At 48.3% G+C, this 16477-nt stretch carries 13 protein-coding genes; all 13 read left to right on the plus strand.

All coding sequences use genetic code 11. The features are described 5' to 3' along the window. The first annotated feature begins 135 nt into the window (after positions 1-135). The 13 genes from JSY36_RS14210 to JSY36_RS14270 all read left to right on the plus strand — a co-directional run bounded on the left by JSY36_RS14210 (position 136) and on the right by JSY36_RS14270 (position 16464). Positions 136-1458: a PDZ domain-containing protein gene (locus JSY36_RS14210; RefSeq protein ID WP_205166879.1), complete on the plus strand. Its 1323-nt coding sequence runs from the start codon at positions 136-138 to the stop codon at positions 1456-1458. A gap of 351 nt (positions 1459-1809) precedes the next feature. After that, complete coding sequence (locus JSY36_RS14215) at positions 1810-2382, plus strand: hypothetical protein (protein ID WP_205166880.1); 573 nt, start codon at positions 1810-1812, stop codon at positions 2380-2382. 120 nt (positions 2383-2502) lie between these two features. Then, positions 2503-4506: an excinuclease ABC subunit UvrB gene (gene uvrB / locus JSY36_RS14220; protein WP_205166881.1), complete on the plus strand. Its 2004-nt coding sequence runs from the start codon at positions 2503-2505 to the stop codon at positions 4504-4506. A gap of 8 nt (positions 4507-4514) precedes the next feature. After that, positions 4515-7391, plus strand: coding sequence for an excinuclease ABC subunit UvrA (uvrA, locus tag JSY36_RS14225; protein WP_205166882.1), 2877 nt, complete (start codon positions 4515-4517; stop codon positions 7389-7391). A 622-nt stretch (positions 7392-8013) separates the two neighbouring features. Continuing rightward, entirely contained in the window at positions 8014-9126 is a 1113-nt protein-coding gene (locus JSY36_RS14230) for a DUF4097 family beta strand repeat-containing protein (protein ID WP_205166883.1), read from the plus strand. A gap of 177 nt (positions 9127-9303) precedes the next feature. Then, positions 9304-9501 (plus strand): PspC domain-containing protein, encoded by a 198-nt coding sequence (locus tag JSY36_RS14235; RefSeq protein WP_122899003.1) that lies wholly within the window; start codon positions 9304-9306, stop codon positions 9499-9501. After that, entirely contained in the window at positions 9501-9857 is a 357-nt protein-coding gene (locus tag JSY36_RS14240; protein ID WP_122899000.1) for a phage holin family protein, read from the plus strand. Before JSY36_RS14235 ends, JSY36_RS14240 begins: the two co-directional genes overlap by 1 nt. 338 nt (positions 9858-10195) lie before the next feature. Continuing rightward, positions 10196-11134 (plus strand): HPr(Ser) kinase/phosphatase, encoded by a 939-nt coding sequence (gene hprK / locus JSY36_RS14245; protein ID WP_122898999.1) that lies wholly within the window; start codon positions 10196-10198, stop codon positions 11132-11134. An 85-nt stretch (positions 11135-11219) separates the two neighbouring features. Next, entirely contained in the window at positions 11220-12113 is an 894-nt protein-coding gene (gene lgt / locus JSY36_RS14250) for a prolipoprotein diacylglyceryl transferase (RefSeq protein WP_122898997.1), read from the plus strand. A 289-nt stretch (positions 12114-12402) separates the two neighbouring features. Next, positions 12403-13359, plus strand: a complete 957-nt coding sequence (locus JSY36_RS14255; RefSeq protein ID WP_122898995.1) for a nucleoside recognition domain-containing protein — start codon at positions 12403-12405, stop codon at positions 13357-13359. 101 nt (positions 13360-13460) lie between these two features. Continuing rightward, positions 13461-14135: a pyrophosphatase PpaX gene (ppaX, locus tag JSY36_RS14260; RefSeq protein WP_236784918.1), complete on the plus strand. Its 675-nt coding sequence runs from the start codon at positions 13461-13463 to the stop codon at positions 14133-14135. 75 nt (positions 14136-14210) lie between these two features. Next, on the plus strand, positions 14211-14702 hold the full coding sequence (locus tag JSY36_RS14265; RefSeq protein WP_205166884.1) for an acyltransferase: 492 nt from the start codon (positions 14211-14213) through the stop codon (positions 14700-14702). Positions 14703-15258: 556 nt separating this feature from the next. Then, positions 15259-16464, plus strand: coding sequence for an ATP phosphoribosyltransferase regulatory subunit (locus tag JSY36_RS14270; RefSeq protein ID WP_205166885.1), 1206 nt, complete (start codon positions 15259-15261; stop codon positions 16462-16464). Positions 16465-16477: the final 13 nt, after the last annotated feature.

Genomic DNA, 16477 nt, shown 5'->3' on the forward strand with positions numbered 1-16477 from the left:
TTAGGAGGACCTGAGAAAGAGAAGATCATCCTTTTGAAAAAAGGGTGTGCTTTTCTATATTTTCAATTAAAATGAAAGAAGAGTGTTTTAGAAATGTGAATCAATGAGATAGATTGATTTTTAAGGAGGCGGACGATGGAAGCGGTGTTTTGGGAGTTGCTTCAAGCGATAGGGCGTTTCTTCCTTCACCCTGCTGTGTACCTGTTCCTTTTTGTTTGTATATGGTTTGGTATGCGTAGAGTGAGGCGGGAACGAAAGGATTTTCACACCAGGGTATATGATGTTGTATCTGATTTACTTTTTCCTGCAGGGGCAGCGCTTGCTGCCGGTGCAGTTCTCACCATTATTTTAACGGGGCTTGGTGTTACGGTTCCTTTTGCCATGATGTTATTGATTACACTTATCTGGGCAGTGCTGCTGCCATTGCGAAACAGCCGCTGGCTCAGTTTTTCCTTCGCAGGGAGTCTGGCACTGCTTGTGACGATGTTCCTTCCTACTTCAGGGACGGGCTATGGCTGGATCGACAGACAGCTCACTTCTATTTCAGAGATGAGCACGGTAAGTTTTGTTTGGTTTTTGGCTGCAATCCTTTTTGCAGAAGCCTTTCTTATTATGACAAATGGAAAAAAACGGTCCTCACCAAAGCTTAAGAAGAGTAAGCGTGGCAAAGTGGTCGGGGCGCACGAAGTCAACCGGTTATGGCTGGTGCCGGGACTGCTGCTGATTCCTGCAGGCGGACTGGCTGTCGGAGGATTAGGTATGTGGCCTTTAGCGGAATCAGTATCAGGTGTGACGCCTGAGACCGCCGGCCTCATGTTTGTGCCTGTGATCCTCGGCTTCAAGGCTGTTGTACAGTCCGGTTATCCTTATGAAGGATTCCGCCGCCTTGGGGCGAGGATGCTCGGACTGGCACTCTTAACTGCAGCTGTAGCAGTTGCAGCAGCGTTTTACAGTCCCCTTCTTCTCGCAGTACCTTTGCTCATTCTCCTGGGCCGGGAGCTGATCTTTATTCAGCATAATCTTAAAGAACAAAAAACGGCAAGCATGTTCCGTAACATGACGGAAGGACTTGTTGTACTCGGCGTAATTCCTCATTCGATAGGAGACAAGATGGGGATTAAGGTCGGAGAAAAAGTGATGAAAGCAAACGGCATAGCCGTTTCAAGTCAGATTGAACTGTATGAGGCGCTACAGGCGAAAGCAGCTTTTTGTAAATTGCAGGTGCTTGATGAAGAAGGGCAGATCCGTTTTACCCAATCTTCCGTTTATGAGGGAGATCACTATCAGCTCGGGCTTTTGTTTGTACCGGACGATGATATCGGTAACCTGTCAACCGAAGGACTTCGCTATACTTTTATTCTTCAGAAAGACCGGGAGAAGATCCAGCGTGAGGACGCTGTGGATGCCAGTTACGAAAGCGAAGCAGCAGCAACCGAAGAAAACAAAAAAAGTTCTTAAAATAATCGAAAGGCGGAGGACCCCCAAAGGTCCCCCGCCTTTTTTGGCTCCAGCCAAAAAAGTTCGGGGGACAGACCCCATAGCCGTCAAGTTAAATAATTTAAGAATTTAAAGCAGAAGAAGTCAGGATGTAGCCGGAATGCCCTTCGCTTTCCGCGGGGGCGCCGTTGAGCCTCCGAGAGGTTTATGCCTGCTTCTTCCTCTACCAGAAACGCTACGCAGAGATGTGCGTCGAAGCAACTCGCAGCTTATTCGAGGTGTACCGCTCGTTGCTCCCGCAGGAGTCTCGAACATTCCGGCTACACCCTCTTCTACATTCTTATTTTAGTGCTTTTGCACATGAAGATTTTTATGGGGATAACGAAACTCGAAGAAACCACAAAAGCCCTCCGTTGCACCTTTCCTAAGCATTCTCTTAACGGAATTGCCAAAGAGAACAATTTCATTGTAAGAAAGAGGAACCTGGAGGTATTACCTTTTTACCTGTGGAGCGAAAGGCGGCGACTCCAGCGACGAGCGTTTACATCACGATTAATCATCGAGTTGCTTCGACGCAGATACTTCGAAGCATACGCTAGTAGAGGAAGAAGCAGGAAAAACCCAACCGAAGACCCCGCAGGGCGCTCTTTCCTGAGGAGGCTGAAGCGATGCCCGCGGAAAGCGTCCGCCTGTAGCGGAATTTATATAAGTTCAAAAAATCTCGGAAGCTTCTTTGTCATGTCTAAATTAACAGAGGGAAGTAAGTTTAGGAAAGAAAACGAAAGAAACGGCCAAGTTCTGCTTCTTGATGGCTATGGGGACAGACCCCGCACAATTGGCGTGAGGGGGGTTGACAAATTTGATATGATAGAAATGAAGGAACGTGTGTTCTTGTTTTGGGTAATTTTGAGCGGTTTCTGTGATATAATGATGTACATATGTTAAGAATGGGTAATGGAAGAATAAACGGATATAAATGAACGGGCGTAGCATGTCTTAATAACAGGTTATGCCTTAAATACACTGCACGAAGGACAAGCCGCTTGGGCGAAGGAGGCTGTATTCATGAATGAAAACCAGCAAACGTTTGAACTTGTATCAAAATATGATCCCCAGGGTGACCAGCCAAAGGCAATAGAAGCACTGGTCAAAGGAGTGAAGGAGAATAAGAAGTTACAGACACTGCTTGGTGCAACCGGGACGGGGAAAACATTTACCGTATCCAATGTGATCAAGGAGATCAATAAACCGACCCTTGTTATTGCCCACAATAAGACCCTTGCAGGGCAGCTGTACAGTGAGTTTAAGGAATTATTCCCAAACAACGCTGTTGAATATTTTGTGAGCTATTATGACTACTATCAGCCGGAAGCCTATATTCCCCAGTCGGATACGTTTATCGAAAAAGATGCAAGCATTAACGATGAGATTGATAAACTCCGTCACTCGGCAACGAGTTCATTGTTTGAACGAAATGACGTGATAATTGTAGCCAGTGTATCTTGCATCTATGGTCTTGGTTCACCAACGGAGTACCGTGATCTTGTTGTTTCTCTCCGTACCGGGATGGAAATGGAACGAAACAGCCTTCTTCGTGAACTGGTGGATATACAATATGAACGAAATGATATTAATTTTACCCGTGGAACATTCCGTGTCCGCGGTGATGTAGTGGAGATCTTTCCTGCTTCCCGTGACGAGCACTGTCTCAGAATTGAGATGTTCGGTGATGAAATTGACCGGATTACGGAAGTGGATGCCCTTACCGGGGAAGTGCTGGGGGAACGAAACCACGTGGCTATTTTTCCGGCGTCCCACTTCGTAACCCGGGAAGAGAAATTAAAGAAAGCCATCGTAAACATTGAAAAAGAGCTTGAAACCGTGCTCGCAGATTTGAACGAAAGAGGGAAGCTTCTTGAGGCACAGCGCCTTGAACAGCGTACCCGCTATGATATAGAGATGATGCAGGAGATGGGCTTCTGCTCAGGAATCGAAAACTATTCCCGTCATCTGACGTTCCGGGAACCGGGAGCTACACCTTATACCCTCATTGATTTCTTCCCTGACGACTTTCTTCTCGTTGTGGACGAGTCCCACGTCACCCTGCCTCAGGTGAGAGGAATGTACAACGGTGACCAGGCCCGGAAAGGTGTCCTCGTTGACCATGGGTTCCGTCTGCCGTCGGCAAAAGATAACCGTCCGTTAAAATTTGACGAGTTTGAAAAACACATTAGTCAGGCCATCTTCGTTTCTGCGACCCCGGGGCAGTATGAACTGGATCATTGTCCTGAGATGGTTGAGCAGATAATCCGTCCGACAGGTTTGCTGGATCCTACTGTGGATGTCCGTCCGATTGAAGGGCAGATTGACGATATTATGGAAGAAATTCATATTCGAAAAGAGCGGAATGAACGGGTCCTCGTGACGACACTTACGAAAAAGATGAGTGAAGATCTCACAAACTACTTTAAGGAACTGGGAATCCGGGTAAAATACCTCCACTCCGATATTAAAACGCTGGAGCGGATTCAGATTATCCGTGATTTACGCCGTGGCGAATTTGATGTCCTCGTTGGAATCAACCTTCTCCGGGAAGGACTGGATATGCCTGAAGTGTCTCTCGTTGCCATTCTTGATGCGGATAAAGAAGGATTCCTTCGTGCGGAGCGCTCTCTCATTCAGACGATGGGACGGGCAGCCCGGAATTCCAACGGGCACGTAATTATGTACGCTGATAAAATGACGAAATCGATGAAAATTGCGTTAGAAGAAACGAAGCGCCGCCGTACTGTGCAGAAAGAATTCAATGAAAAGCACGGCATTACACCTCAGACGATTCAAAAAGCCATTCCTGAGCTGATCCAGGCTACTTATGCTGCAGAAGAGGGAGAAGACTACGGTGAAAAAGGTACCGATGCGATTCCTCCTAAGCAGAAAATGAGCAAGAAGGAACGGGAGAAAGTGATTGAGAGAATGGAAGCGGAAATGAAAGAGGCTGCGAAAGCCCTCGATTTCGAGCGGGCGGCAGAGCTTCGTGATGTGATTATTGAACTGAAAGCGGAAGGGTGAGAAACCTTATGGCATTAGATAATATTGAAGTGAAGGGCGCACGCTCTCACAATTTGAAAAATATAGATGCAACGATCCCCAGAAACAAGCTCGTTGTTTTTACGGGACTGTCAGGTTCGGGGAAATCGTCACTTGCCTTTGATACGATATACGCAGAAGGGCAGCGACGGTATGTAGAGTCTCTGTCTGCCTATGCGCGCCAGTTTCTCGGGCAGATGGATAAGCCTGATGTGGATGCCATCGAAGGACTGTCCCCTGCTATTTCCATCGATCAGAAGACCACAAGCCGGAATCCACGCTCTACGGTAGGAACCGTAACGGAGATTTATGACTACCTGAGGCTTTTGTTTGCCCGTGTCGGGAAGCCGGTCTGTCCGAATCATGGAATAGAGATCAGTTCCCAGACGGTACAGCAGATGGCCGACCGGATGCTCGCCTACCCTGAACGTACGAAAATGCAGATCCTTGCGCCAATTGTGTCCGGACGCAAAGGGACTCATGCGAAAGTACTGGAGGATATTAAAAAACAGGGGTATGTGCGTGTGAGGGTCGATGGTGAAATGCGGGAAGCTGCGGAAGAGTTTGACTTGGATAAAAACAAGAAGCATTCGATTGAAGTCGTGATCGACCGGATTGTAATCAAAGAGGGCGTCGAATCAAGATTGGCGGACTCCCTCGAGACAGCCCTGAACCTTGCCGATGGTCGGGTTATTGCTGACGTGATTGGGGAGGAAGAGCTGTTATTTACCCAGAAGCATGCCTGTCCTCACTGTGGCTTCTCGATTGGTGAACTGGAACCGCGGATGTTCTCTTTTAACAGTCCTTTCGGTGCGTGTACGTCCTGTGACGGCCTGGGGAATAAGCTTGAGGTGGATGTGGAGCTTGTTGTGCCTGACTGGAGCAGGTCTCTTCGGGAGCATGCGATTTCCCCTTGGGAGCCGACGAGTTCGCAGTATTATCCGTCCCTTCTGCAAAGTGTCTGTGAGCATTACGGAATCGATATGGATGCACCGGTTGAGAATCTGCCGAAGCACCAGATGGATAAAGTGCTTTATGGAAGTGGCAAGGAGAAGATTTATTTCCGGTATGAAAATGAATTTGGTCGTGTTCGTGAAAAAGAGATTTACTTTGAAGGTGTTATCCATAATATTTCCCGACGTTATCACGAAACGGGCTCTGATTATATCCGGGAGCAGATGGAAGGGTATATGACCCAGAAGCCTTGTCCGACGTGTAAAGGCTACCGTCTTCGCAAGGAGAGCCTGAGTGTTCTTGTGGGAGAAAAGCATATCGGAGAAGTGACCGGGTATTCCGTTAAGGATGCCAAAGCCTTTTTTGAAACGCTTGAGCTGTCGGAAAAAGATATGACGATCGCAAGGCTGATTTTGCGTGAAATTGAAGAGCGTCTCGGCTTTTTAATCAACGTGGGACTCGAGTACCTGACTCTGTCCAGGGCGGCAGGAACGCTGTCCGGAGGTGAGGCGCAGCGGATCCGCCTTGCCACGCAGATCGGTTCCTCCCTGATGGGGGTTCTGTACATTCTTGATGAGCCTTCGATCGGACTTCATCAGCGTGACAATACGAGATTGATACGCACACTTGAGCGGATGCGTGACCTTGGGAATACGCTGATTGTCGTGGAGCATGATGAAGACACGATGCTTGCAGCGGACCATATTATTGACATCGGTCCCGGTGCCGGTGCCCATGGCGGGGAAATTACGGCAGCTGGTACTCCGGCAGAAATTATGGATGACCCTGAGTCTTTGACCGGGGAATACCTTTCAGGCAAAAAGTTTATACCTCTCCCTGTTGAGCGCCGGAAGTCGGACGGGCGGACGATCAGTATTAAAGGGGCAAAGGAAAACAACCTTAAAAATACGTCAATCGACATTCCTCTCGGGGTATTTGTAGCGGTGACCGGTGTGAGCGGCTCGGGTAAAAGTACGATGATTAATGATATTCTGTACAAATCTCTTGCCCAGAAGCTGACGGTGGCGAAAGACAAGCCAGGCGCCCATAAGTCCATCAGCGGAATTGATCATCTGGATAAAGTGGTGGAGATTGACCAGAGTCCTATCGGCCGAACGCCTCGTTCAAATGCGGCGACGTACACGAGTGTGTTTGATGATATCCGTGATGTGTATGCCATGACGAACGAAGCCAAAGTCCGGGGCTATAAGAAAGGCCGGTTCAGCTTTAACGTGAAAGGCGGCCGTTGTGAAGCGTGCCGCGGGGACGGAATCATTAAAATTGAAATGCATTTTCTGCCTGACGTGTATGTTCCATGTGAGCAGTGTGACGGGAAGCGTTACAACCGGGAAACCCTTGAAGTGAAGTACAAAGGGAAGACCATTTCCGATGTTCTCGGGATGACGGTGGAGGATGCTCTGGCTTTCTTTGAAAATATTCCGAAGATCAAGCGGAAGATTCAGACGCTGTATGACGTCGGTCTAAGCTACATGACTCTCGGTCAGCCTGCTACGACCCTTTCCGGAGGGGAGGCACAGCGGGTGAAGCTGGCATCCCAGCTCCACCGTCGCTCGAACGGCCGTACTCTTTATATTCTGGATGAGCCGACAACAGGTCTTCACGTCCAAGATATCGACAGGCTGCTCAAAGTGCTTCAGCGTCTTGTTGAGAATGGCGATACGGTGCTGGTGATTGAGCACAATCTCGATGTGGTTAAGACAGTCGATCACATTGTGGATCTTGGTCCGGAAGGCGGGGACAAGGGCGGTAAGCTTGTGGCGGCCGGTACACCTGAAGATGTAGCCAAGGTGAAGGGTTCGTACACTGGGGAATACCTGAAGCCGATTCTGGAGCGTGACCGTGCCCGCATGGAGAAAAGAATGAAGGAAAAAGAATCAGTTGCAACTTCATAGGCAAAATAATAACCATCTGTCCGGGGAGCGGGAAGTCTTGTTCTCCTGGAGCAGGTGGTTTTTGTGTTGGCAGAGCCTTCTCCATTGGGGAAGGCGGAGCGGATAATCCTGTAACTCCTGCACAAAACAGGAATTTACACAATTGTTCGGGGGTCAGACCCCGTATTCAGTCGCCTCGGCTTCTAAACTCCGTTTCTCCATGAATAATTTCTCTTTTATTAACCTTCTTGTGGATGAGAGTCGATGGGCCAGTGGAGACCCCGCAAACGAAGTGAGGAGGCTCGCCGGCACCTCCGCGGAAAGGGAAGGACATTACGGCTGTATCTGGTATCACCATCTTTTAATAATGCTTCTCCTTAACTTACCGGCTAAAGGAACAGACTCTGCGTTTACAAGTGCAGAGTAGATTGGCAATGGCTGCGCACGTTGCTCGCCCGGCAGGAGAAAACCCACTCCTGACGGTCTCTTTAAATAGGGCAGCGGCTCCACTCATTGCATCGAGATTGATTCAAAAGGCAAAAACAGATCTTTTGGATCAACCTCTGTGTGAAACTTTTTCTTTTTGGTTTCGTAAATACATATTATGATGGAGATAACGACGAAAAGGCTGGAGGGGTTTTAAATGCAGGAAGAACGTAAAATGATTTTGAAGATGATTGAAGACGGAAAGATTACAGCTGAGGAAGGACTGCAGCTGTTAAATGCCCTGAAAGACGACAAGACTGATCCAAGTGATGACGGGTCTGGTGCGGGGCCGCAGAGTAATCATGAAATTTCGACTGAGGTGAACTGGGAGAAGGGTGAAGAGTACCGCAATCGTGCGAGCAGCAGGCAGCCTTCTTTTGCGAGCCGTTTCACAGACTTTATTGAAGATGCAGTCCACAAAATCAAAGAGTTTGACTTAGACTTTAATTTTGGTTCTTCCGTTGAAATTCAGCATACGTACCAGCACACAGGGGCAGTGATTGCAGACGTGGATGTCAGCGTGGAAAACGGAAGTGTCACGTTCCGTCCGTGGGAAGAGTCCGATATACGGATTGAATGCAGTGTGAAGGTGTATAAAGTAAGAGATGCAGACGAAGCGCGTCGCTTTTTCCTCGACGAAGTCATTTTTGACGTAAAGGAGAAAAAGCTGCGCCTGAAATCACCATCCAAGTCGATGAAGGTGAATACAGTTATTTACTTACCCGCGGCCGCCCTTGAGCGCATAAAGCTTTACGCGTTTAACGGAAAAATAAGCGGTGAAACTATTGACACAATATCATTCGAAGCGCAAACGGTAAATGGACGGATCGGTTTTGAACAGGTGACCGGGAAGGACGTGCGCCTTGAGACAGTAAACGGTACGATCAGTGTTGAAAAGCTTTCAGCCGGTCACTGTGACGCAAAAACAGTGAACGGGACGATTGATCTGAACGTAGCCAAGGGAGAAGTAGACGTGGAGACCCTTAACGGGACGATCAATTACACTCTCATAGAAAACGAAGGAACTCGGGCGTACTTCAAAACAACAACGGGCAGCGTTGTGGTACGTGTGCCGGAAGAGATGAAAGTTGAAGGTGAACTGAAAACGACGGTGGGTGGCATCAATTGTGAGTTGCCGATGCTTACGATCATTGATGAAAAGAAGGACTGGGCAAATAAACGTATGTCTTTTTTAGCTAACAAAGAAGCGGAAACATCCATGTATGTGGAAGCTGAAGCCACTACCGGTTCGATCACGGTCAAAAACTGACGGCCGCCCGGTTCGTTTAAAGGCATTTAATAACGGGTAAAAAAAGAGCGATAGGTCACATTAATAGTTGAAAATGTTTCATGAATTCAGCACAATTTACGGCTGGAGCACAAAAGTTCTTTTTCCACTACTAATGAAAGCAGTAAATTCAGTAACGAATGAAAGGGTGTGTATTTTATGAAACGTTTATACCGAACAGAACATGACCGTAAAATTTCCGGTGTGTGCGGCGGAATCGCTGCGTACTTTAATGTAGATGCTACGCTGATCCGGCTTCTTGCCATTATCGCGTTGATTTTTGGTAATGTGGCCACGCTTCTCGCTTATATTATCGGCGTATTTGTGATTCCGAGTGAATCGGATGTGAACCGCTGATGGGCTGGCTCATACAGATTGTCGTAAATGCCGTCGTCCTTCTGATCATCGCCCGTTTCTTCTCGGGATTCGAAGTGGATGGATTCATGGCTGCACTGATTGCCAGCTTCATACTGGCTATTGTAAACCTCATTGTAAAACCGATTTTAGTCGTACTCACGCTGCCGATCACAATCCTGTCACTGGGGTTGTTCCTGTTCGTTATTAACGCCATCGTCCTAATGCTAACGCAGGCATTAATGGGCAGTGCCTTTAACATTGACGGGTTCGGACTCGCTATTGTGGCAGCGATTATTTTCGCTATCCTGAGCGCATTAATCCATTCGTTTATTGTGGATCCGATTACGAAACGATAATGTAGCACAAAACAAAAACCGTCTGCCAAGGGGAGAATCCCCCCGGCAGACGGCTTTTTTTGTGTTCAGGGAAAAGGGAGGGTGCGCTTCGAACAGAGGAAACTGCTGAAATGCTGGAATTATACAATTATCTTATCCGGTAGCCATGTTGGCGACAAATTGTACGGGGACAGACCCCCGAACTTTGGGGTGTTACTGTTGACATGTGAGGTTTGTTTCTGCTTGTACGGGAGTTGTGATAAAATGAGGAGGTTCAGAAACGAAAGCATACTGCATGTGATTTGGCAGTGTTTTGTATAAACTAAGGATATACAGGAATGGCTGTAGGAGGTATATTGATGGCAAAAGTAACAGCGAAAGAATTAATTGAAGAATTTGATCTGGAACTGGTAAATGGAGAAGGGGATGTTGTGTTCCGCCCGATCACAACACCGGATATTTCAAGACCCGGGATGGAGATGGCCGGATATTTTACTTATTATCCCGCAAAGCGTATTCAGCTCCTCGGAAAAACAGAGCTGACGTTTTTCAGCCAGCTGACGGATGAAGAAAAACAGGACCGGATGGACCGTCTGTCTACATATGACACACCAGGCATTATATTATCAAGAGACAATGAGGCGCCGCCGGAACTGATCGAAGCTGCGAATAAAGTCGGGGTGCCGGTACTCGTTTCCAAAATGACGACGACACGTCTCAGTTCACAGCTCACCAACTATCTTGAAACCGAGCTGGCTCCGATGACAGCGATTCACGGGGTTTTGATTGACATTTACGGTATCGGCGTTATGATCACAGGCTCATCGGGCGTTGGTAAAAGTGAAACAGCGCTTGATCTTGTCCGCCGGGGACACCGTCTTGTGGCGGACGACAGCGTGGAAATCAAGCAGGAGCACGACGGTGTTCTTGTAGGGTCTGCGCCGGATCTCATTAAGCACCTACTTGAAATCAGAGGTCTTGGGATCATCAACGTCATGACTCTCTTTGGTGCCGGAGCTGTCAGAAACTATAAGCGGATCGGCATGGTGATCCACCTTGAGCTTTGGGACCAGAAAAAGCAGTACGACCGTCTCGGGCTTGATGAAGATACGATGACAATTTTTGAAACAGCTGTACCGAAGCTTACGATCCCGGTGCGTCCCGGCCGTAACCTTGCCGTTATTATCGAAGTAGCTGCTATGAATTTCAGGCTGAAGCGTATGGGAATCAACGCAGCCCAGCAATTTACGGAACGTTTGAACGATGTCATTGAAGACGGGGATAAAGAAGATTATTAAAAGATGAACGGGCTGCCGCATGCTCTTTGTGCTCACAGGGGATCCTGTGAGCTTCTGCGGCAGAACGTAATAATGAGGTGAAACGATGTTAGGAACCGCACAACCCTTGAACCCCGTTGCTTTTGAACTCGGGCCGATTACGGTAGCCTGGTACGGCCTGATCATTGCTTTCGGGGCTTTCCTGGGGTACTTACTAGCTAACGCTGAAGGAAAGAAACGAGGTCTTCCCAAAGACCTGATTGCTGATTTGCTTTTATTTGCTATACCTATTGCCATTTTGAGTGCGCGTCTTTATTATGTGATTTTCAGATGGGACTATTACTCTCAAAATCCAGGTCAGATTATTGCGATCTGGGAAGGTGGCCTCGCGATCCACGGCGGTCTGATCGGGGCTGTTGTGACGGCCGTTATTTTTGCGAAAAAACGGGGCGTTTCCTTCTGGAAGATTGCTGATATTACAGCACCGAGTATTCTTCTCGGTCAGGCAATCGGCCGCTGGGGTAACTTTGTGAACCAGGAAGCCCACGGCGGGGAAGTGTCCCGCCAGTTTCTTGAGAGCCTGATGATCCCGGAATTTATCATTAACGGCATGTACATCAACGGAACCTACTACCATCCGACATTTTTATATGAATCTCTGTGGAGTCTGGCCGGTGTGGCCCTCCTTCTCTATCTGCGCCGTGTCAATATGCGCCGGGGCGAACTGTTCCTCACCTACGTCATCTGGTACTCGGTCGGACGCTTCTTTATTGAAGGCCTGCGGACCGACAGCCTGATGATCTTTGACCTCCTGAGAACAGCTCAGGTCATTTCCATCGTCCTGGTTGTGGGTGCTGTTGCACTGATCGTCTATCGCCGCCAGACAGGAGTCGCAGACAAGCGCTACCTGGATAACGACGAGGCATCTAAAACCGGTTCGGGCAAAAAAACAGGCAGCTCCCCCCAGCAGGGGAAAAATAAGAAAAAGAAACGAAAATAAAGTGAGGTGCCGGGAGAAGAAAAGACTCCCGGCATTTTTGTAGAAGGCACTGAGAAAGGTCCGCCTTTACCTTTTTCCAGTGCCTTCTAAGCAATGAGCGTAACAGGCGCGCAACCGAATGGAGCCATTGCAACTTAAATAAAAGGCACTGAAAAAGTTGTTTTGTACTTTTTCAGTGGCCTCTTTTTGTTTGGGAAGAGCAGTGATCTTTCTTTATGGATAGAGATTGTGATAATGTAATATGAGGCAAAACTTGACGTTTTAACAAGCGCATTCGAGGGGGACTCCTATGCTTACAACATTAAAAAATGGATTAAAAGTAGGGCTGTCCACCACATGGACGCTCGGAAAAATCATATTTCCTATAACACTGATCGTGACGATCCTGAGTCACACGCCGGTCATGGACTGGCTTGTAAGGCTGCTTTCCCCTCTTATGGGGGCGATCGGACTTTCAGGTGAAGCAGCGATTCCCCTTGTACTGGGTAATGTGCTGAATTTATATGCGGCCATCGGGGCAATTCTCACGATGGACCTGACCGTAAAAGAAGTGTTTATTCTGGCAGTGATGCTGTCCTTTTCCCACAACCTGTTTGTAGAGTCGGCTGTAGCAAAAAAGGTAGGCTTAAAGATCTGGGTTGTTCTTGTCGTTCGGATCGGTCTCGCTCTTGCAGCGGCGTGGGTAATTCATCTCACCTGGCAGGGGGGACAGGAAACAGCGCGCTACGGGTTTGTGGCAGGGCCATCCCAGGAAGAGCTCACAGGCTGGGGAGCGATTTTGATGCAGGGCATGGAAAGTGCGTTCTTCGGAATCGTGCAGCTTGCAGCGATTGTGATCCCGATTATGGTCTTTATTCAGATTATGAAAGATTTAAAGTGGCTCGACGTGTTCTCTAAATGGATGTCTCCATTTACGAAGGTACTGGGCATACGGGAAAACACATCCACCACGCTTGCAGCCGGGCTCGTCTTTGGCCTGGCCTACGGTGCCGGTGTGATGATTCAGGCCGTAAAAGAAGATGGTGTGCGAAAGAAGGATCTCTATCTGGTGTTTATCTTCCTTGTGGCCTGTCACGCGGTCATTGAAGACACCCTGATCTTCGCGCCACTCGGCATTCCGCTCTGGCCCCTGCTTCTGATCAGGCTCGTGACGGCTGTACTTCTGACCATTGCAGTCGCCTTCATCTGGAACCGCATTGAAAAGAAAGAAGCAGACGCACACCAGTACGAAAAGAATATCTCGTAGCACACAAGAAAAATTATAAAAAGTTCCGGGGACAGACCCCCGAACTTTTTGTCGGGGGTCTGTCCCCGCACAATTTCCAATTTCGAAAGGAAGTCTGACCGATGACAAAATACAACACGATGGAACATGTTGATACAGTTTTATTTGATCTTGACGGTACGCTCATTAATACAATCGATCTGATCGTTTCTTCTTTTATGCACACGATGGAAACGTATTACCCGGGTGAGTACGAGGAGAAAGACGTGATCCACTTTATCGGACCGCCTCTCTCTGAGACGTTTGAAAACCTCGACCCTGAGCGTGTTGCCGAAATGACGCACACGTACAGAACGTTCAATCATGAAAAGCACGATGACCTCGTTACGGAATATGAAGGTGTGCTGGAAACGGTTGAAGCCCTTCACAAACAAGGGTATAAGCTGGCCATCGTTACGACGAAACGGAGTGACACGGCCATCAAAGGCATGAAACTCATGGGACTGGACCGCTTTTTTGACGTGATTGTTGCTCTTGATCACGTGGAAAACTACAAGCCTCATCCTGAGCCGTTGGAAAAAGCACTCGAGCAGTTAGGCAGCCGGCCGGAGCAGGCGATTATGATCGGCGACAGCCAGCACGATATTCTCGGCGGTAAAAACACCGGAACGAAAACTGCAGGTGTGGCATGGTCTGTAAAAGGCCGTGAGTATCTGGAAACATTCGAGCCCGATGTAATGCTCGATTCCATGACAGACCTCCTTGATGTTTTAGGCGTCAGCACCAGTAAACAGTAATCAATCATTTTCCGGTGGAAAAGGGCAGGCAGTTTCTCTGCCGGTCATTTCAATCAATGGTGAGGAGCGGGACCGATGAGAAAAACGACAAGTTATCCAGTAAAAACAGCAAATTCATTATGGCACGTATATAAAACCGTTCCTTTTCTTAAAGTAGTGAAAAACTTCATCGTTATTCAAATGGCACGGTATACACCGTTTCTCGGCATGAAAAACTGGCTTTACCGCACGTTTCTCAGAATGGACGTAGGAAAAGAAACGAGTGTCGCTCTCATGGTAATGCTCGATGTGATGTTTCCGGAAAAAATCAAAATCGGCAGAAACAGCGTTATCGGCTACAACACCACGATTCTTGCTCACGAATACCTCATCAAAGAATACCGGATCGGAGAGGTGATCATCGGGGACAACGTCCTCATCGGCGCCAATTCCACGATTCTTCCCGGAGTGACGATTGGGGACGGAGCCATCGTCGGAGCCGCCACTCTCGTCCACAAAGACGTCCCGCCAGGCGCCTTTGTCGGCGGCAATCCGATGCAAATCATCAGAACAAAAGAAGATATCTAAAAAAGTTCAGGGGTCTGTCCCCTGAACTTTTTTGCTTTTCTATTGACAAAGCAACCTGGCGCACTCTCTCTCAAAATCTTCTCCGATCCGTAACCGTAACTGTGATGAAACCTGTCTTTAAGGAAAAGATAGAGGTGATTACCGTAACCGGAATACAGGGCTCCTGGAATGCAATTCTGCTCTTATTATGTCTGTTAATAGGGAAATGGCTCATTAAAGGCGAATGGGTATAGTGGTGAAAGAGTGAGCATGCCTCGCTTCCACCTGCTGACTGAACATACGAACGACAGAATAGTAAGAAAATCGAGCCAAATCGGTTGACGCTATCTGAAAAGCCTTGTAGACTACTACGTATAACTTTATTACGACATCACATTAGCGAACTAAAGCGAAAAACGAAACCATCTTAAGCTGTGCCGGAAAAAAAGCCCGTACGACACGCACAGCCAAAAACCCTTCTTTTTTTTGAAACGTTCCGGGGACAGACCCCGCACAATTTACAGCAGAAAGTTCCGGGGACAGACCCCGCACAATTTTGATAAAGGTGTGACGTGAGATGACGAAACCATTTATGTTTGAAAAGCCGGTGGGCATGAGAGACACGCTGCCTGAACTCTATTCATTGAAGCAGCAGGTGAGAAGCACCATCGCCACAGAAGTAGCCAAATGGGGTTACGCGCCTATTGAAACACCGACTCTTGAATTTTACGATACGATCGGAACAGCCTCAGCCACTTCCGACACACAGCTGTTTAAACTCCTTGATCAGCAGGGAAACACCCTAGTTCTCCGGCCGGACATGACGGCACCGATTGCCCGGATTGCCGCATCGACCCTGAAAGGAACAGAGCGCCCGGCCCGTCTTACATACGACGCCAGTGTATTCCGTGCCCAGCAGCGTGAAGGGGGCAAACCGGCTGAATTTGAACAGGTAGGCGTGGAGCTTATCGGAGACCCGACCGCCAGCGCCGATGGAGAAGTAATTGCCCTTATGATCGCCGCTCTTAAAAAAGCCGGCCTCTCAAACTTTAAAGTAGCTATCGGCCACATCGGGTTCGTCAATACGCTACTCACTGAAATCCTCGGAAACGAGGAGCGGGCAGGCACGTTCCGCCGCTATCTCTATGAAAAAAATTACGTCGGCTTTAAAAGAGATGTCGATCAGCTGCCACTCTCGTCCATTGACCGGAGAAGACTCCACAGCCTTCTCAGCCTGAGAGGCGGGTTCGGCATTTTAAATGAAGCAGAAGCCCTGATTGAAACAGAAGTAGGGCGAAAATCCCTTGCTGACCTTTACAAGCTCGTGGACGTTCTTAAAGCGTACGATCTTGAAGATTCAGTCATCATTGACCTGAACCTGGTGATGCACATGAGCTACTACACGGGCATGGTGTTTGAAGCCTACAGCGATGAGCTTGGCTTCCCCCTCGGAGGCGGAGGCCGCTATGACGAGCTTCTTTCTAAATTTCACCGGCCCGAACCGGCTACAGGCTTTGCCGTCCGGCTCGACCTTTTGACCGAAGCCCTCGGAAAATCAAAAGAAGACGTGACCATCAGCAACGCCATCATCTACTCAAACGAACGGCGGAAAGAAGCGATGAAGACCGCCGATACTTTAAGAAACGAAGGCCAGTCTGTGGTGATGCAGGATGTTATGGGCATACGGGACCTCGACGCCTACTCGAAGCAATTTGACGATGTGCATTATTTAATCGGAAAAAACGGAACAAACGGAGGTGGCGGCGTTGACAGAAACGAATAATCAAACTCAAACC

This window comes from Alteribacter salitolerans (assembly GCF_016901055.1).
GTDB lineage: Bacteria > Bacillota > Bacilli > Bacillales > Salisediminibacteriaceae > Alteribacter > Alteribacter keqinensis.